Raw genomic sequence first — 23489 nt, 5'->3', positions numbered from 1 at the left:
TTGCGGGGACCCCAGACTTTTAAGAGTCACACATTAACGCAAACAGCCGCAGGGATAAGCTTATAGGCTTTCCCTGCGGCTGTACTTTTATGTTCTTATCTCAAAATCGCGTATTGCTCCATCGCAGACTGATGGATCGGATGGTCAGCAGCAAGCCCGGTGTACTTCGTCAGCGCTGCTTCTGCTCCAAGCTCCGCGATTGCGGCCCCCAACTCCACCGCTTCCGGGTCATCCCCCGCCTTGAACAGCAGCGCACCGGCCATGGAACGAGTCAACGCCGTGTAGCTCAGCCCTCTGTCATACGCCTGCGTTGCAGGGGATACCAGACGGTCATTCGGCGACAGCTTGCGCAGCGGCGAACGGCCTACACGGGACACCTCATCGGTAAGCGCCGGATTGCGGAAGCGCTCCAGGATTTTATCGATATACTTACTGTGCTCCGCTTCATCGAAGCCGTGCTTCTGGACCAGCACCGCGCCGGTCTCCTCAAGTACCTCACGAACCTTCGCCGTTAACGCCTCATCCGCCATAGCCTGCTGTATAGTCTCGTAGCCCTGCAGATAGCCAAGGTACGCCGCAGAGCAGTGACCCGTGTTCACAGTGAAGAGCTTGCGTTCAATATACGGCTCCAGATTCTCTACATAATGCACCCCTTCAACCGGCGTATAGCCCGGGATCATCTGCGAGGCGTCCACCACCCATTCATAGAACGGCTCCACGACCACCTTCAGAATATCCTCATGCTGCTGGAGCGGAACGATCCGGTCCACAGCCGCGTTCGGAAAAGCAACCGAAGATTCAGCCTTCGCACGGGTCTCATCATCCAGCTTCGCATATACCAGCTCCTTGAGCTGTGCACTGCCGCCAATCGCATTCTCGCAGGCGATCACATGCAGCGGCGCGGAGGAGACAGCCACTCTTCTGCGGATGCCCTCCGCCACAGTACCGGCAATATGCTTCAAAATGGACACGCCGACTGCTGTTGTAACCAGATCGGCTTCAGCAATGGCGGCCGCCACTTCATCCGCATGCGTGACACTGCTAAGAGCCGTTACATTCTTCACGATGACCGTTTCCTGACCGTCGCTGGCCAGCGTGACCGGATACTCACCGCGTTCCTTAAGCTGGGTAACAAAGGCCTCATTTACATCCACAAAGGTAACTTCATAGCCCGCCTGCGACAGCAACAGCCCGATGAAGCCCCTGCCGATATTGCCCGCGCCGAAATGGACCGCCTTCATTACTCCAGTCCCCCTTCGAAGATTGCGATAACATCAGCAGCCGTAGGAGCGTTCATGACGCGGTCAATGGCATCATCCTCGGTGAATATCATCGCCACGTTCGTCAGAACTTCCATATGCCCGTCACCTGCGGCTGCAATACCGATGACTACAAACGCCGGCTCATCGCCGCCGAAATCCACCCCGTCCGGAAAGCGGATGATCGACAACCCGGTTGACTTAATAAAAGGCCGCGCTTCCTTGGTACCATGCGGAATAGCCAATCCGCCGCCCATATAAGTGGACACCACTTCCTCGCGCTCCAGCATCTTGGGAACATATTCTTCCGTTACATGCCCTGCATCAACCAGCAGCTTGCCCGCCATCTTGATGGCTTCGTATTTATCGTTTGCGGCTCCGTGCATAATCACTTTATTTTCTGACAGTATACTCATATGGTTTCTCCCGCTTTCAACTTTTATTTTGGAAAAAATGAAGCAGCTCCGAGGACAAATACCCCCGGATCTCTGACTCTGAACGCTCTTCCAGCAATTGAACCAGCTCGGAGTTCAGCAGCAGTGCGCTGATCTCGCTGAGCACCTCCAGGCTCTCCTTGGAGAGTCTGCGCGGAGCCAGCATGAGCAGAATGACTCTGACCTCTGTATCCCCCTCCAGAATTACGGGCTGATCGAGCCGGTACAGGGTCAGCGAGGACAGGTGAATATGGCTGCTTCTGGTATGGAACAGCGCCAATGCGGTATCCGGGATCACCTGGCTGGTCATCCGCTCCCGTTCGAGCAGACGCTCCAGCACAATACCGGCATCCCCGACCACACCGTTTCCATTCAGTGTCTCCAGCATCTCCACTATCGTCGCTGACAGATCCATCCCCTTATTATCAATCGGATGGAAGCGGAACCGCTCCAGCAGGCTGACGATCTCATCCAGAATGCCCTTGTAGCTCCTGAGCCGTTCAAGCGAGGCTTCCTCCCGTGCCGCATGTTCCGGTTCACCGGACATCCCCTTCCCTCGTTCCCGCAGGGTAGTATTCTGGATGTAATTCAGCAGCTTCTCAATCTCCTCCGCTGTGAGCAGGGGACTGATCTTAATGTAACGCTCCTTATCAATCGGCAGATCAATGGTAGATATAATCAGATCGTAATCTTCATCCGGCAGGCGTGCCGCTTCATACCAGGAGATGTTGCCGAGAATCTCAATCTGCGGCATTTCCTTGGTCAGACGGGTGGCGAGCAGACGGGAAGAGCTGAGGCCGCTGGCACAGACCAGAATGGCTCTTACGTTGCGCCTTAGCTGGTTCAGCCGCTCTGCAGAAGCTCCGAAATGCATGACCAGAAATCCGATTTCTTCATCCGGAATCTCAAGCTCCAGTTCCATATCCTCCACGGCTGCGCGGATGATGTTGAACAGATATTCGTAATCCCTGCGGATCGGGCCGAGCAGCGGGTTGCGGATGCGTGTGCCTTCCCGGATCCGCTTCAGCGCCGGATCAATATGCTCCAGCAGCCCCTCGCGCAGGGAACGGTCACTCTGGAAGGGCAGCCCTGTCCGCTTGACCACACTCTCCGTCAGCTTGTAGACAATCTCCATTAATTCAATATCGCCATAGGCGTAGCCCGACGAGGAGAAGGAATCCTGGACCCGGTCGAACAGCCCGGCGATATACAGAATCTCTACCCGGGGGATCTTCAGCTTAAGCACCTCAGCGAGCTGCCCCACAAACCGCTCGGCTCCGGCAATGTTCCGGTGATCGGACACCCTGGAATAGCCCGCTTCCGCCCCGCTGTCGATGCTCCGGTTAAGCTCAATCCGCCGGGTAGTGACAGCAAGGGCCAGGAGCATCTCCATATAGACAATTTCGGGCAGCTCCGCGGTCCATTTCCATTCCATATCCCACAGCGTATTCTCTACTTCCATAAGGTTGGACTTTCCAACTGTAGTTAATAGAAAACGAAAAGCCGGATTGCTCTCAGCCAGAGAACCATGGCCGACCAGATCAGACAAATCCAGATGCTCTGCGGCTAACCGCCCAATCGCCCGGCGCTTGTCGATCTCGCTGCCGGTGATTTCTACGCCGTAGCCTCGCCTGCGGACCAGCTCCAGACCGAACTTACGGACCCAATGCTCCAGTTCATCCAGATCATAGCTAATAGAAGCAACTGTAACCTTGAGGGAATGCGCAAGTGTGAACAGCTTCACCGGCTCTTCTGCCTCCAGCAGCACGCAGAGCTCGAATACCTTGCGGTCTTCGCCGGAATAATCCGCCGGCTTCTCTTCCCGCAGGAACAGGCGCAGCTCCGCAAGACCGGCCTCCGGGCCGCTCAACTGGATGCCTTTGCCTGATTTTTTGATCAGATCAAGACCAAAGTCCTCAAGCGCGGACTCTATATCCTCCATCTCCCGGTGTACGGTTCTTACGCTTACCCCGGTAGCCTCGGCAATTTTTACAGCGGTAATCTCTCCGGTCGCTTCAAGCAGAAGCCACAGGATCTGGCGCTGTCTGGCGGTAATTTTCGTCATTTCCGCTAACCCTCCGCCTTGCATCAAGCAAAAACGGCTATACCGTCCTATAAGGGACGGCATCCGTTTCAGCGAGAACTATATACTTAGATTTTACACTTGTGCCTCTTACTTCAAACGTTCCACCAGCTCATCGTATTTCGGGCTCTTCAGGAAGTTATCGATAGAAATATGCTCGGCATTCGGATTGCTGGCAATCGCCCGGTCCGTCAGCGTCTTCTGGGTAACCACGATATCCGCGTCGGCAGGAATTTCACTGACAGCAGAGTTAGTCACCGTGATGTTAACCCCTGCGTTCTGCAGTTTCTTTCTCAGCACCGATGCCCCCATGGCACTCGATCCCATCCCTGCATCACAAGCGAATACGATTTTGTGGACACTTGCTTTGTTGCGGATATTGGAAGCCACGGTTGCTGTAGCCGCAGTCTGAGCTGCAGTACCGGCCGACTTCATGTCTCTCATTCTGGCTTCTGCCGCTTCCAGATCCATCTCCTCTTCATCATTACTCTTGGAAGATCTCAGAAGCACAGCTGCAATCAGGAACGATACGATGGTAGCCACGACAACCCCGGCAATCATCGGAAGATATCCGCCCTTAGGTGTCATTGCGAAATAGGCAAAGATACTGCCTGGTGAAGGAGAAGCTACCAGACCGGCGCCCAGCATCTGGAAGGTGAATGTACCGGACATTCCGCCGCCGATGACCGCCAGAATCAGACGCGGGTTCATCAGGATGTAAGGGAAGTAGATCTCATGAATCCCGCCCAGGAAGTGAATGATAATAGCGCCCGGTGCAGAGGATTTGGCAGAGCCTTTGCCCGCCAGCCAGTATGCAAGCAGGATACCAAGTCCGGGACCCGGATTCGATTCAAGCATGAACAGGATGGATTTGCCGATTCTCTGGGACTCTTCAAGCGCAATCGGTCCCAGTACCCCGTGGTTGATCGCATTGTTCAAGAACAATACCTTGGCCGGCTCAATGATGATGTTGATGAGCGGCAGCAGGTTATGGTTCACCAGGAACTCCACGCCATTCGAGAGGATATTGGTCAGGCCTTGAACCAGCGGTCCAACACCCTTTAAGGCTCCCAGAGTCAGCGCGCCGCCGATGATACCCAGCGAGAAGTTGTTAACCAGCATTTCGAACCCGGCTCTGATTTTGCCGTCCACAGCTCTGTCGAACTGCTTCAGCACCCAGGCAGCCAGCGGACCGACAATCATCGCACCCAGGAACATAGGAATCGTCGAGCCGACGATAACCCCCATGGTCACCAGCGCACCAATGACAGCACCGCGTTTGCCGTGAACCATCTGTCCGCCGGTGTAACCGATCAATAGAGGAAGCAGATAGTTAATGATTGGACCTACTAGAGCTGCAAGGCTCTCATTGGGATACCAGCCCGTTGGAATGAATAATGCTGTAATCAATCCCCAAGCGATGAAAGCGCCGATATTCGGCATAACCATACCGCTGAGCATACGTCCGAATTGTTGAACCTTCACCCTTGCACCGCCGGATGAAGCTTGTTTCGTTGCCGTTGTGGCCATTTAAGATGCCCCCTTATTGTAATGAACGGGAACCTTCCGCAACTCTTCCTGAAAGGTGTTTCCCTTTGAACACATCGTAAATCAAAGCGCTTTCTTTGTCACCAAATTGAAAACACGGTTTCGGCATGAACATTGTTGACAACATTTAAGAGCTCCTGCCAAGGGGCTTAAGTCCAGTATCCGCCTTGCTTCCAACGACCTACAAGCTTCCTCATAGGATGCACAAATTCCCGTATAATATCATCTAAGGCTTAGAAAGCGTACAAGAACGGAATCAACCTATGTACGCGCCTCATTCGCGGTCTGTACCGCTATCCGGCAAGCGCACCTTAGCAGCTTCATATTTTTGTCTCCTAGAACAACAAAAAAGCCGCCCCCTAAGCGGAGACAGCTATACCATACAGCAGCGGTTAAGCTATGATTAAATCATGTCCAGCGGAATCTTCCACGACGGCTGGGGAAAAGCATCGTCGAGCTGCCACAACTCTTCGTCTGAAAGCACAAGCTTCGCGGCAGCGGCATTCTCATTCACATGTTCGCGGGTGGCGGCTTTGGGGATAGCCAGGATATCCTCGTCCCGGATACTCCAGGCCAGCAGAACCTGCAGCGGAGTGACCTCATGATTCCGGGCAATCTGCTGCACAGCTTCATTCTCAGTCAGCCCTTTTCTCAGCGTGCCTGCCTGGGCCAGCGGAGAATAGGCCATGACAGGAATCTTATGTCCTCTCAGCCAGGGCAGCAGATCATGCTCGATCCCTCTTGAGCCCAGATGGTAGAGCACTTGATTGACTGCGCAGTGATTGCCGCCGGGAATACTCAGCAGCTCCTGCATATCTGCCGTATCCAGATTGGATACGCCCCAGCGGGCGATTTTACCGGAAGCCACCAGTGCCTCCATCCCCTCCACGGTCTCTTCCAGAGGAATGTTGCCGCGCCAATGCAGCAGGTACAGGTCCAGATGGTCCGTGCCGAGCCGCTTCAGGCTGGCTTCGCAGCTGTTAATCAGCTTAGTCCCGCCCGCATTATGCGGATAGACCTTGGAGACCAGGAATACGCGGTCGCGGATTCCCCGCAGCGCTTCACCAACCAGCTCCTCAGAACGGCCGTCCCCGTACATCTCAGCCGTATCAATCAGATTCATACCCAGCTCCACACCCTGGCGAAGCGCAGCAATCTCTTCTGCCCGGTTCGCCGGCTGGTCGCCAATCCTCCACGTTCCCTGCCCCAGTCTGGGCAGCACAGCTCCGTCCTTCAGGCGGATATTCTCAGATACAGGTCTGCTCATATGTGATAAGTCTCCTTATTAAGAATAATGTTCTTACTAACTATACTTACCATAACCGGGGCAGCGAAACATCCGTTAAGTGTCCAACTCCGTAACGTTTCAGCGGAATTCTCAGCCAATCAGCTTCAAGCCGGCTACGGCTCCCAGAATCAGCACGATGCAGAAGATCCGCCGCGGATCGCGGGCTTCACCGTAGAACAACATGCCCATAACCGCTGCCCCTGACGCTCCAATCCCTGTCCAGATCGCATAGGCAATTCCCATCGGCAGACTTTCCATCGCCAGAGACAGCAGCAGGAAGCTTGCCCCGAAGCCTAGAATCAGAAGGCAGACAGACTGCCAGTTGCGGTCCTTGTGCAGCTTGCCAATCATGGCAACCCCGAACATTTCACATATACCGGCGGCAATCAGCATAACCCATGCCATATCAGTTCAGCCCCTTTGTCTGTTCAGATTCAGCCTGAGCCGGGGTAACCAGCTTCAGTCCGACGACCCCTGCCAGCAGCAGGCCAATCAGCAGCAGCTTCAGCGGCCGCAGCGGTTCACCGAACAGGACTCCGCCCGCAAGAACGGTACCTGCGGTTCCAAGTCCGACAAATACAGCATAGACCGTCCCGACCGGCAGCCTGCCGCTGGCCCAGATGAGGGCGTAGAAGCTGATCAGTATCGCCGCTGCCGTAACCGCCCATTCCCATGGAGCGGAGGCATGCTTCAGCCCGATGACCCATACCACTTCAAAGCAAGCAGCGCCTGCAATCATGATCCAGCTCTTAGTGCTCTTCTTCATTTCTCCTGCCTCCTGTTTCATAAAATAAGCCCGGAAGGTTATCGTCATTATTGACGATACCTCCCGGGCTTTTGTCCCTCCGTGTATACACGGATTGGCTTCATCCGTGTGTTCTCCCTCGGACCAGGCCAGCGGTGTGTACCTGCTGCGGAACCCTAGAGAACTATTAACTGCTTATGAACTTACACCGTATGTTAGCAAACTACGCTGCGGAATGCAACCCCTGCATCTCTTACTCCTGTCCGGCCAGCCTGTTCAGCTCCTGCAGATCCGCTTCCAGATCCGCCTCGGTATACTTGCCCTGGCCGAATCCGATCATGGCGCGCAGCGGCATATATTTCATCATGGCCAGCAGCATCTCCGGATTGTCGCCAAGCACATCCTCCAGCCCGAACACGCTGCTGAAGCTCTTCGCCTTCTCCTCCGTCAGCGGATTGGCGAGCAGATCGCCGACTGTGGTGTTGCGGTGGAAGCGGCCGGACAGCTTCACGGTGGACTCCAGCTCAAGCTGCGTGCTCAGACGGATATCGCGTGACGAAGATCCGACAGAGATTGTGAACATCCCGCTCTCTACATGCCAGTCAGCCAGCTTCACATTGTAGTAGGCAAAAGAACGCTTATCCAAGGTGAAGGTTACGATGCGTTCTTCCCCAGGCTGCAGCTCGATCTTGGCGAAGCCCTTCAGCTCCTGCAGCGGACGGATCATACTGCTCTCCATATCACTGACATACAGCTGCACAACTTCCTTGCCTGTTCTGCTGCCGGTATTCTTAACGGTGACCGATACCTGCACAGTGTCTGTATCCTGAATGCGGGTCTGATCCAGCACCAGGTTGCTGTACTCAAATTCCGTGTAGCTTAGTCCGAAGCCGAAGGGGAACAGCGGCTCGATTTCTTTTTTATCATAATAGCGGTAGCCTACGAACAAGCCTTCCTTGTACTCCACCGTATCGCCTTCACCGGGGAAGTTCAGGAAGGACGGATTGTCGCTCAGCTTCATCGGGAAGGTCTCCGCCAGCTTGCCGCTCGGGCTCACTTCGCCGAACAACAGATCCGCAACCGCACCGCCAAAAGCCTGACCGCCCAGGTAGCCTTCAAGCACCGCCTTCGCCCTATGCAGCCAAGGCATCTCGACCGGCGCGCCGTTGCTCAGCACTACAATAATTTCGCTCTGAACCTCGGCCACCGCTTCAATCAGCGCCTTATGGCTCGCAGGAAGCAGCAGATGGCTACGGTCATAGCCCTCCGATTCGTAGCGGTCAGGCAGACCAAGGAACAGCACAGCTGCATCCGCCTTAGCTGCTGTATCACAGGCTTCGCGCAGCAGATCAGCATTGATGTCATCGCTCTCCAGCTCATAGCCCTGTGCGTACAGGAAGCTGGCCGCATCCCCGGCAACGGCTTGCAATTCAACGAAGGCATCATCCATCCGGGATGGATTCACATGCGAGCTGCCCCCGCCCTGATAGCGCGGCTGCTTGGCGAATTCACCGATCACGGCGATCCGGCCGCTCTTCACAAGTGGCAGAATCCCGCCTTCGTTCTTCAGCAGCACCATACTCTCCCGGGCCACTTCGCGCGCAAGCTGATGATGCTTCTCCGGGTCGAAGACCGCGTGCGGGTTGCGGTTTTCGACACTTTTGAAGATAAAGGCCAGTATCCGTTCTACAGCGAGATCCAGCGTCTCCATAGCCAATTCTCCACTCTTCACAGCCGCTACAATCTTGGCGTCTCCGATTCCTGCGCTTGACGGCATTTCCAGCTCCAGCCCTGCTGCCAGTGCCTTTACCCGCTCATTGACAGCTCCCCAGTCGGACACGACGAAGCCTTCGAAGCCCCATTCCTCGCGCAGCACCTTGGTCAGCAGCTCATAGCTCTCGGAAGCATACTCTCCATTCACCTGATTGTACGAGCACATCACACTCCACGGCTGGCTCTGCTTCACGGTGCCTTCGAAGCTGGCTAGATAAATCTCGCGGAGCGTCCGCTCATCAATAACCGCATCCACTGACATGCGGCGGTGTTCCTGGTTATTGGCGGCAAAATGCTTCAGCGACGTCCCCACTCCCTGGCTCTGCACACCCTTCACATGATTCGCAGCCATCTCTGAGGCCAGGAACGGGTCCTCCGAGAAATATTCAAAGTTCCGCCCATTCAACGGAGAGCGCTTGATATTATTGCCTGGTCCAAGCAGAACGGCGACATTCTCCACCTGGCATTCCGTTCCCAGCGCCTCGCCCACCCGGAAGATCAGATCGCGGTCCCACGAGGAGGCCAGTCCGGCCGCTGACGGAAAACAGGTTGCCGGTACACTGTTATTCAATCCAAGATGGTCTGCGTCACCCTGCTGCTTGCGGAGACCGTGGGGACCGTCTGTTACCATCACTGAGGGGATACCCAGACGTTCAATGCCTTTGGTGTTCCAGAAATCCAGCCCGGAGCAGAGTCCGGCCTTCTCTTCCAGTGTCATTTGCGAAATGAGCTTTTGAAGCTCTGTTACGTCCTTTGCCATTATATAGCCTCCTATGAATACGGTTTCTTGACTCCATTCTATAGGACTGTTCCGGCCAATTATGGTAGTTTCATTCGATTTTTGGTATTCTAAGTAGAGAATAGAGGGGGCGGCCTATGGCGAAGGGAATCGGGAATGACGAAGGTATACAATACATCTGCAAGCTGATCTACGAAGCTTACCGGGTCCCGGTCTTGTGGCTTGATGAAGCGGCTGCGCCCCGTCTAGCCCTGGGACCGGCTGTCGTGGACCGGCCAGCCGTGCAGGGAACGGGCGGCCTGCCGGTTGAGGTGATGGAGCTAGTCCGGGGGCACGGAGGAGCGGCAGCGGGCAGGACGCTCAATGTGGAGACGGACGAGTCGTATAGTACGGTTAGCAGCAGGACAGCAGCTGAAGGCGGGACGCTTAACGCGTTGACGGACAGAACTGCTGCTGCGGCCGCACCCGCGTTACCGCGTCTGTACACGACTGGCTTCCTGGAGAATTTCATTATTCTCCAGCTTCCCGGCGCTGAAGGGGCCATCGTCACCGGCCCTGCGCTGAATGCACCTGTTACCGGTGATAATGCAGCCAGCCTGCTGCGCGACCACAACATCCCGCCCGGGCAGCAGGCAAGCTGGCTAGAGTATTACGGCAACCTGCCTATAATTAGCCGGAGGCGCTGGTATCATGCGGCGCTGCTGCTCTACACGCTTGTCACCGGGCAGGCATTATCCGTAACGGAGCTGCTGCTGGCGGCGGGTACGCTGGCGGAACCGCAGCATCCGGCGGACGACAGCCCGGATCTGGACTTGTCCTACCGCCGCGAGCATACTTGGCTGCACCATGACCCGATGCAGGAACGCGAAATGTTCCGCTATATTACCAATGGGGACAAGGCGGGGCTGCTGCGGACCCATGCTTCTTTTGCCGAAGAGAGCTACGGAAGGTTGTCCCGCAAAAGCCAGCTGCGCAGCAAAAAAAATCTGGCCGTCTCCTCCATCACGCTGGCCACCCGCGCGGCGATTGAAGGCGGGCTGTTCTGGGAGATTGCCTATACGCTAAGCGACTTCCATATCCAGTATATTGAGGAGCTCCGCGATATTCCGGCGGTGGACCGGGCTATGCTGGCTGCGCTCTGTGACTTTGCCGATCAGGTAGAGGACAGCCGCAGCGCAAGACATTCCCGCATCTCCGACCGGTGCCGGAATTATATTTACAATCATCTGTATGAGGAGTTGCCACTCGGCAGGCTGGCTGAATACGCCGGAATGAGCGCCAGTTACCTGTCCCAGCTGTTCAAAAAAGAAACCGGCACCGCCATCAGCGACTATATCCAGCAGCAGCGGGTCGAAGAAGCCAAGCGTCTGATCCAGCTGCCCGGTATCACGCTGTCGGATATTGCTACCCGTCTGCATTTTAACGACCAGAGCTATTTTACCAAAGTATTCAAGAAGTATACCGGCCTCACCCCGAGACAATTCAAGCAGCACTCCAAGTAGTTTCCAGAATTATGGTATGATTCTGCTATGAGGGCAATCCTACATTTGGTTAAAGGAGAGGTTCTGCATGATGGGAAGCTTAATATTCGTAGTAGCAGTTATATTCGTTGCGGTGATGGCTATTAATCGAAGCAATCGTAATGCCCGGTACAAAAATTACGGCAATAGAACCCGTTCTCACTCGGGGGATCATTATTTCATCGCAGGTACGGGAGCCGATGCGGGAAGCTTCAACGAAGACAGCCGCCACAAAATTCATCCGGACTCGGACGGACACAGCAGCGCCAGCCATCATCATGGCCACCACCACGGGAATCATACCCCTGATCATCATCACGGCAGCCACGGGGGCTGGGACAGCGGCGGTCACAGCAGCCATGGAGGCGGCGATTTCGGGGGCGGCGGGGATTCCGGCGGTGGAGATTCTGGCGGCGGCGGTGGCGGTGGAGACTGATACAATTGACATTAGAGTCCCCAGGCTGTTGTAGTTCAGCAGCCTGGGGGCTCATCTCATGTAGCGATAGTTTTCACCTCATTCCGCCAACTTTCCCCGAAATCAGGTGCACTTATGCCCCTCATTTGCTCATCCCGCCGGTGCATCCCGGGTTAGGTTGTTACTGGGACGGGCTGATGAACTCCTGCTGTTCGGCACGGACTCTCCGGGCCGGGGAGAGTACAGACTGAAGGCTAAGGGCCAGCAGAAACGCCATGAAGAATAGCATAGTGGAGATACCGAAGATCCATCTGGCGCCAGTGTACACATACAACCATCCGAAGAACAGATAAGACAACATATTGGTCGCCAGCGGGCCGCCTTCAAACACGGAACCGACGCGGCCGAGCAGGTTCTCAGGAACATAGGTCATTAACAGAGTCGACAGCGTAATGCTCAGCAGGGAGATGCCAATCCCGATAATGACACGGCTGAGCAGCATCGACCAGGAGCCGAAGGAGAGCGTGAGCAGCAACAGTCCCAGCGTCATGACCGCTGCTCCCCAAATGTTAATTCGCACATAATTTTTGAATTTCGCCCCAAGCAGGTTCAGACCGAGCGCCCCCGCGAACATACCGATGCCCCCGGCGGTGCTTGCCCAGGCTAAGTAATTCTGGTCTAAATGCAGCTCTTTCACCACGAAATAGATGTTTAACAGATTAATCGCCCCTGTGCACGCCCCCATTACCGCCAACATGATAAATAAGCGTTTGGTGAGCGCAGAAGCGAAGATATACCGGAAGCCTTCCAGGACATCCACCCAAAAGGAGGTTGCCGGACCGGAACCGGAGGGTGCTGCCAGGGGGGCCGGGCTCACCTTAAGACTCAGAATGAACAGGCTGCCAGCGATGAAACAAAAGCCGTCCACAATTAAAGAAGTAGAGGCCCCCCACCACTCATAGACAAAGGCTCCGATCGCAGGACCGGCAAGACTGATCAGCGTATCAACCGTCTTCACTGAGGAACTGGCTGTACCGTAATCCTCGTTGTCCACGGCCGTAACCGTCAATTTACTGATGGCGGGCTGAAAAAATTGCTGAACCGTACACGTGAAGGCCAGCATGACCAGCAAAAGCGGCACCTGCTCCATCCAGATTAATCCGGCCAGTACAAAAGACATCGCAGCCCGGATCACCAGTGTCGCCTGCAGCACCTTCTTTGGTTTCCTGCGGTCAACCCATGTTCCGGCAAGAGGAGCCATGATAAAGACCGGGAGCATCTGGGCAAACAAAAGAGCCGTCCGGTAAAAGACAGCTTGATCCGCTTCCGCAAATACCCAGAACAGGATGGCCCAGTTCCTGATCTCATCTCCTACAGAGGATAAGGTCTGCGTGCACCATAACCGGCGGAACACTCCGTTCTTCAGCATACTCCACAAAGCAAGGCCCCCTCTCTTTCGGTATTGTCACCCTAGGAAGTCAGCAATTCATGCGTATGGAAATGGTCGTACACCCGGCTGATCCATTCCTGCCGATCCTGTTCGCTGGCAGCAAAAGGATTCTCTAACGCCAGGTTGTGTACAACCGTCCGGAAGTCGCTCCCGCCCTCCATCTGTTGAATAATGGCAATGCTTAAAGGGTCCATGCTCATCACCCGGACGTAGCGCCTGCGCCCTTCAAGAGCCGGTGCGCTCTCCAGCACCAGCAGAATCCAATCTTCATGCCCTTCCGCAAGCTCAAGCTCTGCCGGAAGGGGACTGTGCAGCTTCAGCGCAGGGATGGAATAGTGCGGCTGCATCACTTTGACAGGCTTCATAGCAGTTGTGTCCTGCGGTGCTGTATCCTGCTGCATCAATTCCATCACCGCACGCTCATAAGACAGGAAGTCCTTAAGGACCCGCCCGGTTTCCGGCACAAGACCCTGCACCAGCTCATCAAGAATGAGGGCCAGCTCCGCTTCTTGGGGCATTGCCCCATGGATATCCAGCCTGGTTGAGACATAATCGATTGTACGGGTGTATGATACAGCCGCCAGATGATTGAGATAATACAAGGTGCGGAAGAACGAACGAGCCAGCGGGTAGTAGAGCTTTCTGATCCTGTGCAGCGTATGTGTATCCACAGACCGCAAGGAGTAATAGTTGCTGAAGATTTGCGGGTAGCTGGCAATCCAGTTCTTTTCAGTGCCGGATAGCTGGAAATCACTGTTCATATCGTTCGTGCTCCAGAACTGCCCGTCCAGCACCAGGCTGTCCTTCGCTGCGTCAAATAATTGGGTCCCGGGAAAAAGGGACAGCTGATGCAGCTGCACATCCGCTATTCCTATGGAGAGCAGCCGGACAATCATATCCAGCGTCTGATTCAGGTCTTCGGTTGTCTCTTCGGGAAATCCGGTAATAAATGAAGCCGTACATGACAGACCCAGCCGGTGTAGCTCGCGGAGAAGTTCGTAGGCCTGGTTCAGATCGAGCTTTTTGCCAATGACCTGCTGTATGGGCTGGCTGCCGCTCTCAATCCCGAAGAAAACGCCATTACACCCCGCCTGCATCATCACCTCAAACAGTTCTTTATTGACGTGGTCTGTCCGGGAGGAACAGCTCCAGGTGAAGGGCTCGCTGCAATCCAGCAGCTCCCGGCAGAATTGTCTGACAAACTTCTGATTAACCGTGAAATTATCATGCGTTAAGCTGAAATGGGTGATTCCCCAACGATCCCTGACGTATCTCATCTCGGCGATGATCCGGGCAGGACTTTTGGTTCTGTATTTTCGTGAAAAGAAGGTGGAGGTACTGCAAAAGCTGCAGTTAAAAGGACAGCCTCGCCCCGCCTCAACCGGAAAGAAACGGCTCTCCGGAGTGGTAAAATAGGCTTCAATATCCTCTATTAGATGAAAGGCGGGGAAAGGCGTATCATCGAGATTCCTCAGAATCGGCCGCGGCGGATTGGTGCGGATGGTCCCCTCTTCACGGAAGCAGATTCCTTCAACCTCTGAGAGCGGTTGGCCCGACTCCAGGGCTGCAATCAGCTCCGGCAGCGTCAGCTCGCCTTCTCCGGCAACGATATAGTCTATCGCCGGGAAATGGGTCAAGGTTTCGGCCGCTACGAAGCTCGCATGGGGGCCGCCAAGAATAATGATTCTGTCCGGGTCCAGCCGTTTGCATTCCTCCGCAATTCTCAGCGCGATCGAATAATTGCCGCACATCGCCGTGAATCCGAGCACTCTGGATGGCTTGCCGATGATTAACCGGGCAATACCGGCAAGGGCTGCTGCATCGAAATGGCTGGTGCCTGAATAGAGTAATGCCAGATCGGTGAGACACACCCCGTACCCCGCTTCAAGAAGTGCAGCGCCGAGCACAAGCAGATTAAGCGGGGGATCAACGGTATCCACAGCTGCATTATAGGGCGGACATATCAATTGGATCATTTCCCAACACCTCACGTAAGAGAAGATTTAACTTAAGGCGGTGAATGAATCATTCAGCAGCTCCAGATGGCTGTCAAGGTCACGCTTCACATTTCCGCAGTAGGCGCCTAAGATCGAACCGGTGGTTCGGCCGGCTTGAACCGGACAATTCCCGGAGCATAGAAAAGCGATATTGCACGCTTTACACTCCGGCTGATTCAAGACATGGCGTTCCTTCCAGAGCGCCAGCTTCTGTTCATCCAGCTCAAGCTGAGGGTAATACGTTCCGAGACTCCATTTTTGATCCCCTATAATACTGGTGCAAGGGTAGACCTGGTGGTCCGGCGAGAAGGTGAATGTTCTGCCTCCGGCCGCCTCGCAAAAGTAACAGTTAGGGAAATAGCTATCTTTAGCGAGACCTGTTCCCAGCACGTTCTCAAATGGCAGGGAGAGTCTGGTTAGATCACTGTTTAACGTGGTATTTAGCCTTTGTAGTTTATCGTTTGGCACATGCGCTTTGATAAATTCCGTGAGCTGATAGCTGGGCAGCAGGCCCGGGGCGGAATTCCCTGCATAATTCTCAACGGGAGACAGTGAAACCGAGAAGTTAGGGTAAGCATTCCATTGCCGTTCCTGGAAGAAATCCAGAAGTTCATTCAGATGCTCTATATTCTCACCATCCAGATTGACACGAATAGCGATGTCGAAATCATGCTCCAGGAAGGAGTCAATCTGAGCGGTTATTTTCATAAAGGTTCCCTCATTGGCCCGGGTGATCCGCCGCCGGTCATGGACCGCCTGGGGGCCGTCTATGGTTAACTGGATTCTGAGCATGTCCTTGTAAGGCTCTAGCAATTCCTGATAATGTGACAGGAACCCCCCATTTGATATGACCGTTCCTGTGATTCCCCTTGCTTGGGCCTGCTCAAGAATAAGCCTGACGATGGAGCGGTTCAGGGGCAGGAGCGGTTCTCCGCCAAAAATAACAAAATGATGCCGGGTAGACTGCTGCTGCTGCATGATTTGATCCATGGCCAGGAAGGCAGCCTGCACCTGATCTTCAGTCATCCGTTCATGGCTGGAGCGGATCTCTTGGGGCTCAAAGCAGTAGACACATTTCAAATTACAGGTCATGGAAGGGCAGAACACAAAGGAAATGTCACCTGATCCATGCTGATCCTGGTATTCTTGGTACCGGCGGATCAGAGCTTGCTCCTCTTCACGCTCCCTGTACAGATAACCTCTGCCGGCCAGAAACTGTTCTTCTTCAGCGGTGAGAGAATAGGCAGCAGGCTGTTGTTTCTGGAGGAACCGGCTGATATGCTCTTCCACAATATCCATTGCGCCTGACAAGGAATTGAAGATAAGATGACGTCTGTTTCTTAAGCGATACGTAAGAATATATTCTGAAATATACAATGTCTATCCCCCCTGGTATGAACAGCGGGAAGGCATAAGGATGCGCTTCCCGCTATTTCCCAAATATAAGGATGCTGTTAGATGGCTTTTTTGGCAGGATTGTTGATTTGAATGGATGCTTTCTGGCAACATGCCATTGGAACCGTAATTTCTTCAAGGTCTTTGGCTGAGAGATTCGTCCAGAGATCCTTGTTCTTCGTCAGTGATTTCATGTACATTACCTCCTCTCCTCTAAGAATATTTATGGCAAGGTAAATACCTTGACATCAGGGTAATGGAGTTCACTGGCAATAGCTTTCGAGCAGACGGTCCCGGTGAAGATCGAGATAGGTCTTCAGATATTGCCTTGTATCGCTGCAGTTCGATTCGAAATCTCTTAATTCCCCGTCTCTGCTTCCTTTCAGTACGCAGCCGCCCCCGCAGAGAGGCGCAAGATTACAGTGACTGCATTTGTCATTCACCACGATATCCCGGTGCCATCTCTGCCACTTCTCTTCATCCAATTGCAGCCCTTGAAGGTAGCTTCCAATCGAATAATCCGGGAATCCGACGGTTTCTACACAAGGATACAGCCGCCCGTCTGCACCAAATACGAGATTATGACGCTTTGAAGCACTGCAGCCGGACAGATCGAAGTAATAGTGGTCATCGTCTGTGTCAAACATAGCTTTGCGGAGTATCCGCAGCTTCTTCTCCATGAAATACCCCAGGCTGACCTTATACCTGCGCCGGGTGGCTTCCCAATCCGGGAAGAGTACATGAAGCTGCTTCAGAAGATCAGATTCAGGCTGGAAGCCGGCAACCTTCCCCGTATTGAAATTATCATTGATCGGGGCAATCTGGCAGGAGAAATCCGGTGAGCTTGTCCACTGAAGCCGCTCGAACCCGGCGAACATCTCCGGCAAATGCCGGACATTCTCCCGGCCTGTGTTGATTCGGACGGTTACGGGTATATGGTGCTCCAGAAGAAAAGTAATGTTCGAGCAGATAAGATCATAGCTGCCGCTGTTGTTCCTGTATTTACGCAGCTGGTCGTGGATCTCCTTCGGGCCGTCCAGTGTGATTTGCATATGGCGGAAATGCGCCGAATGCTTCTGCAGAAAAGGGAAATACGCACCGAGCTCGGTACCGTTCGTAATGGAGAGAATAGGCCAACTCCGCTCAATAGCCTGCTGTAAAATATACTCCACCTGAGATTGATTACGGGCCAGGAAGGGCTCGCCGCCGAACAGCTCGAACTGGACGGCCGCCTCAGGCTGCTGATAGACCATCTGATCCATCGCCTGAAATATCTCATTAATCTGTGCAAGGTCAAGCGTCGGCGAGTCCTGGTGAATGTCCGATTGGAAGCAATAAGGGCAGGCGAGGTTGCATTTGTAGGTGGGGCAGATTGTGAATTGTAAGGCCGGATGAGAGCGGTAGTAGGTTTCTAGTGATTCACGGACATATTGTTCTTCGTTCATGTCCGTGAGGTACCCTCTGCTCTTAAGCAGGGTACGCGTTTCCGGGTCCAGATCGTTTAATGCAAATGTATCGGAGCTTCTATTAAAAAGAACACGGGCTACCTTGGGCTCAACCAAGTCTACAGCTCCGGTTAATGTATTCATGATCAGCAGAACATCATCGCTTAATCTGTGTTTGAAGTTATACTTAGACACTCTCATACGCCCTCTTCCTCCTCAGGACTGATAGAGTTGCATTTACTAACTTGTAAATAATGTAAAACTTTTCCTGATGGACAACTATGATAAAAGTCATAAAATAGGAAATAATCTATTAAATGATATAAAAAGCAGGAAAATAGAAGTTTCCAATTACTCTTGCAATAAGTAGATAGAAGCGGTTAACCGCACCTGCCGCCAACTTTCTCCGAAATCAGGTGCACTAGTGCTCCTCATTCGCTCATTCCGCCCACTTTCCCCGAAATCAGGTGCACTAATGCTCCTCATTCGCTCATTCCGCCGACTTTCTCCGAAATCAGGTGCAATAATGCCAATGTCATTAAGTTAAGATATAGAGCCAAAAACAAGAAAAAGGCAGGTTATCGAAAAGATAGCCTGCTCTTTTTTTGCACAAAAAAATCTTGACAATCCGTAGAAAACGTGTGGCGAAGCCCCTTGAAAAAACGAGGAGGTTACGCCAATGAATGCTTATGCAAATTCGCTGAAAGACAGACTGACATCTCTCATCCGTGAGATGGCGGCTGCCCCCGCGCCTTACGTCAGAAACCCGGGAAAGGATTTTACCCGAACGAAAAAACTACCCTTTGAAATGGTTATGCAAACCCTGATCTTTATGGGCGGCAACAGCCTCTATAAGGAACTGTTGGAATCGCAGGGCTATGACGTTAACACCGCAACTTCTTCTGCTTTTGTTCAGCAAAGAAATAAAATTTTGCCGTCTGCGGTCGAATCTTTGTTTCACACCTTTACCGCGTCCCATACGGAATTCAAGGATTATCGAGGCTATCGATTATTGGCCATTGACGGTTCCGATCTGCATATTGCAACAGATCCTGCGGACCCGTTGACCTATTCTCAAAGTCAGCCCCACTCGAAAGGCTTTAACCTTCTGCACTTGAACGCTGCTTATGACCTCTGTAACCGGCTTTACGTGGACGCCATCCTTCAACCTCGAAAGCTGCGCAACGAAGGAAGGGCGCTGTCCACGATGGTGGATCGGTCCCCTATTCAGGGGAACGTCATTGTGTTGGCGGATCGAGGATTGGAAAGCTACAATACGTTCGCGCATCTGGAACGGAAAGGATGGAAGTACGTCATACGGGTCAAGGATTTGCATTCGAATGGCATTCTTTCGGGCTTGCACTTGACCTTTGAAGGGGCGTTTGATCAGGAGATTCACCTGACGCTGACTAAAAAACGAACGAAAGCGTTCAGGGATCACCCCGAAATCTATAAAATTCTTCCGGCCACCTCTAGCTTTGATTTTCTGGACATGCAAAAGAACCTGTTTTACCCGATTTCCTTTCGGGTGGTTCGTTTCCTCCTGCCCAGTGGCGATTATGAAACCGTCATTACCAATCTACCGGCTGCTGAATTCTCACCGGATGAACTCCGGGAACTGTATCACCTGCGATGGGGGATTGAGACCTCTTTCCGGGCCTTAAAATACACCATCGGTCTGACCCATTTTCACGCAAAGAAGCAAGAGTCCATTACCCAAGAGATATTCGCAAGAATGATCCTCTACAATTTCGCTGAAATGATTACCTCGCACGTAGTCATTTCCCAAAAGGATAAACGGCACCTCTACCAAGTCAACTTCACGGTGGCCGTTCACGTCTGTAGACATTTCCTGCGCTCCAAGGGCGATGGACCCCCGCCTGATGTGGAAGCTTTGATTCGCAAAAATATGTTGCCGATTCGTCTCACCCGTCCTGGGCAAAGGAATACACGCAGAATACGTAGCAAATCCGCCATTAGCTTCGTCTACAGAGTAGCATAATTCGGTTCGCATGAACATTTTTTTAAGTGGATCTTCCATCCGCTTTGTTTGCTATGCGCTTTTTTCCTTCCTTACACCAAAAACAAACGGCATAGGACGTTTCCCCATACCGTTTTGGATTCTCTTTATTAATTCCAAACTTATCTTTGAACTTATCTTAATGACATTGGCAATAGTGCTCCTCATTCGCCCATCCCGCCCACTTCTTCCGAAATCAGGTGCACTAGTGCTCCTCATTACTCTTCATCACCATCAAACTCTAGGAATTCTGAGGGATTTATCCCTCTTTCCCCTCCATTTCAGTCACTTCCTCTAGATTCAAAGGGATTTATCCCTTCCATTTCAACCGTAGCGCCCGCTTCCAACGGATTCAAATGGATTTATCCCTCTGATCACACCGCCCCACCCATTTCCTCCAGATTCAACGGGATTATTCCCTCTCCTGTTGACCAGACTCCCGCATCCGCCTCCCTCCACGCCAAAGACACCAGCCTCCGAAGATGCTGGTGTCTCTGCGCATGTCCAAGCGAACATGACAGCGCCCACACAATCCTATCTCAAAATCCAGCCAACTCTACTGCGCAGGAGACAGCGTAAGCGTAAATGTCTTGTCAAACGGGGTCACTAGGTTAACCTGCACGGTTTTGTAGCTCCTTGGCGGGCCGGGTTCCGGGGCTGTTCTGCCGAAATGAGCCATCTCTCCACCCGTCAGGTCGATCCATTCCCCACCAGAAGTGTAACGAATCTGCCCGCCGCTCCACAGGAAGTGATCCTCGTCCACGGACTGCAGTTCTCCCAGCGTGAAGTTGTTCTGATCCGCTGGCTCCAGCTCACCGGAAGCGAAGTTGCCTTCCCAGCCGAATTTGAAGGACAACTGAGCCAGGACCTGGGCAGGCTCCGCGCAGTGCAGCCGGATCGTCCAGCCCGTCTCCGTACGGTGTACCTCTGTCTCCACAGACAACGTCTGTTCATGGGTCAGCGGACGGCTCTGATGCGGCAAAAGATACCACGGACTGACAGCCGTACCCGCTTCCGGCGGGAGAAGCGCACCCTCCACCGGACCGTAGTAGCCCTTCTTCTGCACGCCCTTCAGCAAGTAGCCCTCCGGCAGCCGGGTCATCTCCTGCATCGGCACGAATCCGGGGTAGAAGCTGGTATTCAGCTGCACGGCCAGCAGCCTTACAGCACCGTGACGCATCGCGAAGAACGAAGGCGTCTCCGTGATCAGCGTCACGCTGGTCGCCCCGTCTCTGAGCCGGGCCACAGGCGCCCCGAAGTCGGTATGCAGCCGGCTGTGGTAGATCCGCCCCTGGTGACCAACCGACTCCATTCTTTGCAGATAGCCTTCCCGCAGGAAATCACCGTTCAGGATTTGCTCATACTGCACAGGCAGCTCTGCTGTAACCTCCGGCGGCTGCTGCAGCTCCGGCTCCAGCAGCATCCGTACGAGGGCGTTCACCGAGCAGACACCCGGATTCGAAAGGGAGCGTCCAGCCCATTCTGCCATACCCGCCAGCACGGCATCCTTGTCCGAACGGGCAAGAATCGCATACGGCAGATAATAAGGAGACAGATCATGGAGCACTCCCAGATCCTGCCGCCCGGAATAATCGGTCACGACTTCACCGGACGGGTGAACAAGGTAGACCATCATGTGCAGGTTCCGGCGCACCGGGTCCAGCAGCTCCGGCTTATCCAGCAGCCGGGCGGCATGAATCAGCATAATATCACTTACAGCGCTGTAGATGCCGTTGCTCCGCTCGGTCCATTCCCCGTCCGGTGTAATATCCATTCCTTCCGCCAGCCATTCATCCGCCCGCTGCCGGGCCTCTTCTCTGCCGAACAGCTCATAGAGAAACCCAAGCGCCGCGCACATCACCCAGCGGTGATTCGGCGTATGGACCCCGCCCGTAAGTATAACGGGGAGGGACTGCTCCAGGAACAGGAGCATGTTGTCCAGCACCGGCTGAAGCGGCGGCCACTCCTGCTTCGCCAGCAGCTGATATAACTGCGCGTAGCCAACCACAACGAAGGCCGTATCCGGCGGCGAATGATAATTCGTCCAGCCCGGGGAGATGGAGCCGTCCTGATGCTGGAAGCGCAGCACGAACTCTGTCGCCAGCTTCAGCCGGTCCAGCAGCTCCTCATCCCGGTAATACTTCGAATCCGGGTTCACCAGCGCCGCACCCCAGTAACACATATCCGTCGGGGTACCGGTGGTGTGATTCACCCAGGCAATGCCCGTGTGGGGATCGAGGGTTCCTCCATAATACAGGTTGCTCTGATCCAGCACCTGCCGGGGAATCCCCAGCTCTACAGCCTTGTCATTGCTATCCACCAGTTGCTTATACATTAGGGTTCTTCCTCCTTGCTCGAAGCTCTCTGGCTAATTTCTCTGATTCCTCTGATGCCAATCAGCCTTCTGCCCTATCCCCTGCGCGCCAGCTTGGCTGTAAGCAGACGGTGGCTCTCATGTATCTCTTCCGGGCGGCAGGCAGCCTTCAGCTCGTACACCTTGACCTGCGCCCGTTCAATCATCGGCAGATAGGCATCGTAGAAATCCGGATCTCCGCTGTTCACATAAGGGCACCAGTGGTCGGAGAGGCCGATCGTCTCATGAATATGGACGCCGACGATATCATCCATCAGCCCTTCCATTTCCCCGATACTGTCGTACAGGCCCAGACGGTCCATCATAATGGCATGGCCGGTATCATACCAAATGCCGACCGGCGCTCCTTTTAACGCATTGATGATCGTCTTCGCTTCGGCGAGCGTTGGAATCTGCTGCGGCTTGGAGCGGGTCTCGATGCCGAAGCGGATATTCAGCCCCTTGGACACCGCGCGGTTACACACCTCGTCCAGACTCTCGATAATGGTCTGTACATAGCCTGCACTGTACGCTTCACGCCGCTCCATCAGCTCCGCCCACTTGCTGCGGTAAGCCGCCGAATCCCTGCCCTGCCCCTCGTAGATCTGCTCCAGCTCCCCGGAGATATCATACGGGAACGGTACCTCGCCCGGATGCACTACCACAGCTTCGCCGCCGTAACGCTGAGCGTACTCTGCCGAGCGGACCAGCAGGTCTATCGCCCGCTTCCGTTTCTCCTTGTCCTCGAAGCCCAGCAGGACCGAATCCGTGCCGTAGTCAGGGTCCGGGACATGGGGGAACGTATTATGAACGCTCGATATGCCGATCTCCCCGCGTTCAATCATCGGCTCGATGGTAACCAGCATTGCCTCCGTCACATTATAATTCAGCTCCACCCTGCGGAACCCCAGCTCCCGGATCTCATTAAGTAATCCATCACCTGTAGAATGACGTCTCATATTCCAGCAGGTGGAGAAGGAGAATTCTCCCTTATCCTCCATGACCGTGTCTCCTCTCGCAACGCT

18 protein-coding genes and 1 riboswitch are annotated in these 23489 nt (G+C 53.9%); of the genes, 3 read left to right on the top strand and 15 right to left on the bottom strand.

The genetic code is table 11. The annotated features are described in order from the left end of the window. Positions 1 to 95 precede the first annotated feature (95 nt). From MKX51_RS06665 to MKX51_RS06630, 8 genes are all read right to left on the bottom strand, one after another. Positions 96 to 1241, bottom strand: a complete 1146-nt coding sequence (locus tag MKX51_RS06665) for a mannitol-1-phosphate 5-dehydrogenase (RefSeq protein ID WP_340991695.1) — start codon at positions 1239 to 1241, stop codon at positions 96 to 98. After that, positions 1241 to 1675, bottom strand: a complete 435-nt coding sequence (locus MKX51_RS06660) for a PTS sugar transporter subunit IIA (RefSeq protein ID WP_076079725.1) — start codon at positions 1673 to 1675, stop codon at positions 1241 to 1243. Before MKX51_RS06660 ends, MKX51_RS06665 begins: the two co-directional genes overlap by 1 nt. Positions 1676 to 1691: 16 nt before the next feature. Then, positions 1692 to 3758, bottom strand: a complete 2067-nt coding sequence (locus tag MKX51_RS06655) for a BglG family transcription antiterminator (RefSeq protein WP_340942867.1) — start codon at positions 3756 to 3758, stop codon at positions 1692 to 1694. A gap of 108 nt (positions 3759 to 3866) precedes the next feature. Then, positions 3867 to 5306, bottom strand: coding sequence for a PTS mannitol transporter subunit IICB (locus MKX51_RS06650; protein ID WP_340942869.1), 1440 nt, complete (start codon positions 5304 to 5306; stop codon positions 3867 to 3869). A gap of 421 nt (positions 5307 to 5727) precedes the next feature. After that, positions 5728 to 6591 (bottom strand): aldo/keto reductase, encoded by an 864-nt coding sequence (locus tag MKX51_RS06645; RefSeq protein ID WP_340991694.1) that lies wholly within the window; start codon positions 6589 to 6591, stop codon positions 5728 to 5730. Positions 6592 to 6702: 111 nt separating this feature from the next. After that, positions 6703 to 7017, bottom strand: coding sequence for a DMT family transporter (locus MKX51_RS06640; RefSeq protein ID WP_036725732.1), 315 nt, complete (start codon positions 7015 to 7017; stop codon positions 6703 to 6705). Position 7018: 1 nt separating this feature from the next. After that, positions 7019 to 7378 (bottom strand): DMT family transporter, encoded by a 360-nt coding sequence (locus MKX51_RS06635; protein ID WP_036725854.1) that lies wholly within the window; start codon positions 7376 to 7378, stop codon positions 7019 to 7021. 58 nt (positions 7379 to 7436) lie between these two features. Continuing rightward, a riboswitch (guanidine-I (ykkC/yxkD leader) is annotated at positions 7437 to 7548 on the bottom strand. A gap of 62 nt (positions 7549 to 7610) precedes the next feature. Further along, a complete protein-coding gene (locus tag MKX51_RS06630; RefSeq protein ID WP_340991693.1) occupies positions 7611 to 9890 on the bottom strand; it encodes a glycoside hydrolase family 3 C-terminal domain-containing protein in 2280 nt (759 codons plus the stop codon). A 116-nt stretch (positions 9891 to 10006) separates the two neighbouring features. On the opposite strand from MKX51_RS06630, the gene MKX51_RS06625 reads away from it, so the two are divergent. Together MKX51_RS06625 and MKX51_RS06620 are read left to right on the top strand one after the other, a co-directional pair. Beyond that, positions 10007 to 11371 (top strand): helix-turn-helix domain-containing protein, encoded by a 1365-nt coding sequence (locus MKX51_RS06625; RefSeq protein ID WP_340991691.1) that lies wholly within the window; start codon positions 10007 to 10009, stop codon positions 11369 to 11371. A 67-nt stretch (positions 11372 to 11438) separates the two neighbouring features. After that, positions 11439 to 11825 (top strand): hypothetical protein, encoded by a 387-nt coding sequence (locus MKX51_RS06620; RefSeq protein ID WP_340991689.1) that lies wholly within the window; start codon positions 11439 to 11441, stop codon positions 11823 to 11825. A gap of 160 nt (positions 11826 to 11985) precedes the next feature. On the opposite strand, the gene MKX51_RS06615 is transcribed toward MKX51_RS06620, so the two are convergent. The 5 genes from MKX51_RS06615 to MKX51_RS06595 form a co-directional block, all read right to left on the bottom strand. Further along, positions 11986 to 13233, bottom strand: coding sequence for an MFS transporter (locus MKX51_RS06615; RefSeq protein ID WP_340995537.1), 1248 nt, complete (start codon positions 13231 to 13233; stop codon positions 11986 to 11988). Between the two features lie 41 nt (positions 13234 to 13274). Continuing rightward, positions 13275 to 15230: a B12-binding domain-containing radical SAM protein gene (locus tag MKX51_RS06610; RefSeq protein ID WP_340991687.1), complete on the bottom strand. Its 1956-nt coding sequence runs from the start codon at positions 15228 to 15230 to the stop codon at positions 13275 to 13277. A 27-nt stretch (positions 15231 to 15257) separates the two neighbouring features. Continuing rightward, entirely contained in the window at positions 15258 to 16628 is a 1371-nt protein-coding gene (locus MKX51_RS06605) for a radical SAM/SPASM domain-containing protein (RefSeq protein ID WP_340991686.1), read from the bottom strand. A 77-nt stretch (positions 16629 to 16705) separates the two neighbouring features. Beyond that, positions 16706 to 16840, bottom strand: a complete 135-nt coding sequence (locus MKX51_RS06600; RefSeq protein WP_339223142.1) for a hypothetical protein — start codon at positions 16838 to 16840, stop codon at positions 16706 to 16708. A 69-nt stretch (positions 16841 to 16909) separates the two neighbouring features. After that, positions 16910 to 18292, bottom strand: a complete 1383-nt coding sequence (locus MKX51_RS06595; protein WP_340991684.1) for a radical SAM/SPASM domain-containing protein — start codon at positions 18290 to 18292, stop codon at positions 16910 to 16912. Between the two features lie 478 nt (positions 18293 to 18770). On the opposite strand from MKX51_RS06595, the gene MKX51_RS06590 reads away from it, so the two are divergent. Next, complete coding sequence (locus MKX51_RS06590) at positions 18771 to 20093, top strand: IS4 family transposase (RefSeq protein ID WP_340991681.1); 1323 nt, start codon at positions 18771 to 18773, stop codon at positions 20091 to 20093. Between the two features lie 574 nt (positions 20094 to 20667). On the opposite strand, the gene MKX51_RS06585 is transcribed toward MKX51_RS06590, so the two are convergent. Then, entirely contained in the window at positions 20668 to 22446 is a 1779-nt protein-coding gene (locus MKX51_RS06585; RefSeq protein ID WP_340991680.1) for a hypothetical protein, read from the bottom strand. A gap of 74 nt (positions 22447 to 22520) precedes the next feature. Continuing rightward, positions 22521 to 23465: a sugar phosphate isomerase/epimerase family protein gene (locus MKX51_RS06580; protein ID WP_340991678.1), complete on the bottom strand. Its 945-nt coding sequence runs from the start codon at positions 23463 to 23465 to the stop codon at positions 22521 to 22523. Positions 23466 to 23489 lie beyond the last annotated feature (24 nt).

This window comes from Paenibacillus sp. FSL M7-0420 (assembly GCF_038002345.1).
Classification (GTDB): domain Bacteria; phylum Bacillota; class Bacilli; order Paenibacillales; family Paenibacillaceae; genus Paenibacillus_AQ.
Note: the sequence above shows the minus strand (reverse complement) of the source record. Positions and strands in the feature narration are given on the sequence as shown.

Bases quoted from the DNA above. Each gene is read 5' to 3' on its own strand.
- MKX51_RS06585 (WP_340991680.1), bottom strand. From the start codon at position 22,446: ATGTATAAGCAACTGGTGGATAGCAATGACAAGGCTGTAGAGCTGGGG.
- MKX51_RS06595 (WP_340991684.1), bottom strand. From the start codon at position 18,292: ATGAGAGTGTCTAAGTATAACTTCAAACACAGATTAAGCGATGATGTT.
- MKX51_RS06610 (WP_340991687.1), bottom strand. From the start codon at position 15,230: ATGATCCAATTGATATGTCCGCCCTATAATGCAGCTGTGGATACCGTT.
- MKX51_RS06580 (WP_340991678.1), bottom strand. From the start codon at position 23,465: ATGGAGGATAAGGGAGAATTCTCCTTCTCCACCTGCTGGAATATGAGA.
- MKX51_RS06650 (WP_340942869.1), bottom strand. From the start codon at position 5,306: ATGGCCACAACGGCAACGAAACAAGCTTCATCCGGCGGTGCAAGGGTG.
- MKX51_RS06640 (WP_036725732.1), bottom strand. From the start codon at position 7,017: ATGGCATGGGTTATGCTGATTGCCGCCGGTATATGTGAAATGTTCGGG.
- MKX51_RS06620 (WP_340991689.1), top strand. From the start codon at position 11,439: ATGATGGGAAGCTTAATATTCGTAGTAGCAGTTATATTCGTTGCGGTG.
- MKX51_RS06630 (WP_340991693.1), bottom strand. From the start codon at position 9,890: ATGGCAAAGGACGTAACAGAGCTTCAAAAGCTCATTTCGCAAATGACA.
- MKX51_RS06655 (WP_340942867.1), bottom strand. From the start codon at position 3,758: ATGACGAAAATTACCGCCAGACAGCGCCAGATCCTGTGGCTTCTGCTT.
- MKX51_RS06590 (WP_340991681.1), top strand. From the start codon at position 18,771: ATGAATGCTTATGCAAATTCGCTGAAAGACAGACTGACATCTCTCATC.
- MKX51_RS06635 (WP_036725854.1), bottom strand. From the start codon at position 7,378: ATGAAGAAGAGCACTAAGAGCTGGATCATGATTGCAGGCGCTGCTTGC.
- MKX51_RS06645 (WP_340991694.1), bottom strand. From the start codon at position 6,591: ATGAGCAGACCTGTATCTGAGAATATCCGCCTGAAGGACGGAGCTGTG.
- MKX51_RS06600 (WP_339223142.1), bottom strand. From the start codon at position 16,840: ATGAAATCACTGACGAAGAACAAGGATCTCTGGACGAATCTCTCAGCC.
- MKX51_RS06615 (WP_340995537.1), bottom strand. From the start codon at position 13,233: ATGCTGAAGAACGGAGTGTTCCGCCGGTTATGGTGCACGCAGACCTTA.
- MKX51_RS06660 (WP_076079725.1), bottom strand. From the start codon at position 1,675: ATGAGTATACTGTCAGAAAATAAAGTGATTATGCACGGAGCCGCAAAC.
- MKX51_RS06625 (WP_340991691.1), top strand. From the start codon at position 10,007: ATGGCGAAGGGAATCGGGAATGACGAAGGTATACAATACATCTGCAAG.
- MKX51_RS06665 (WP_340991695.1), bottom strand. From the start codon at position 1,241: ATGAAGGCGGTCCATTTCGGCGCGGGCAATATCGGCAGGGGCTTCATC.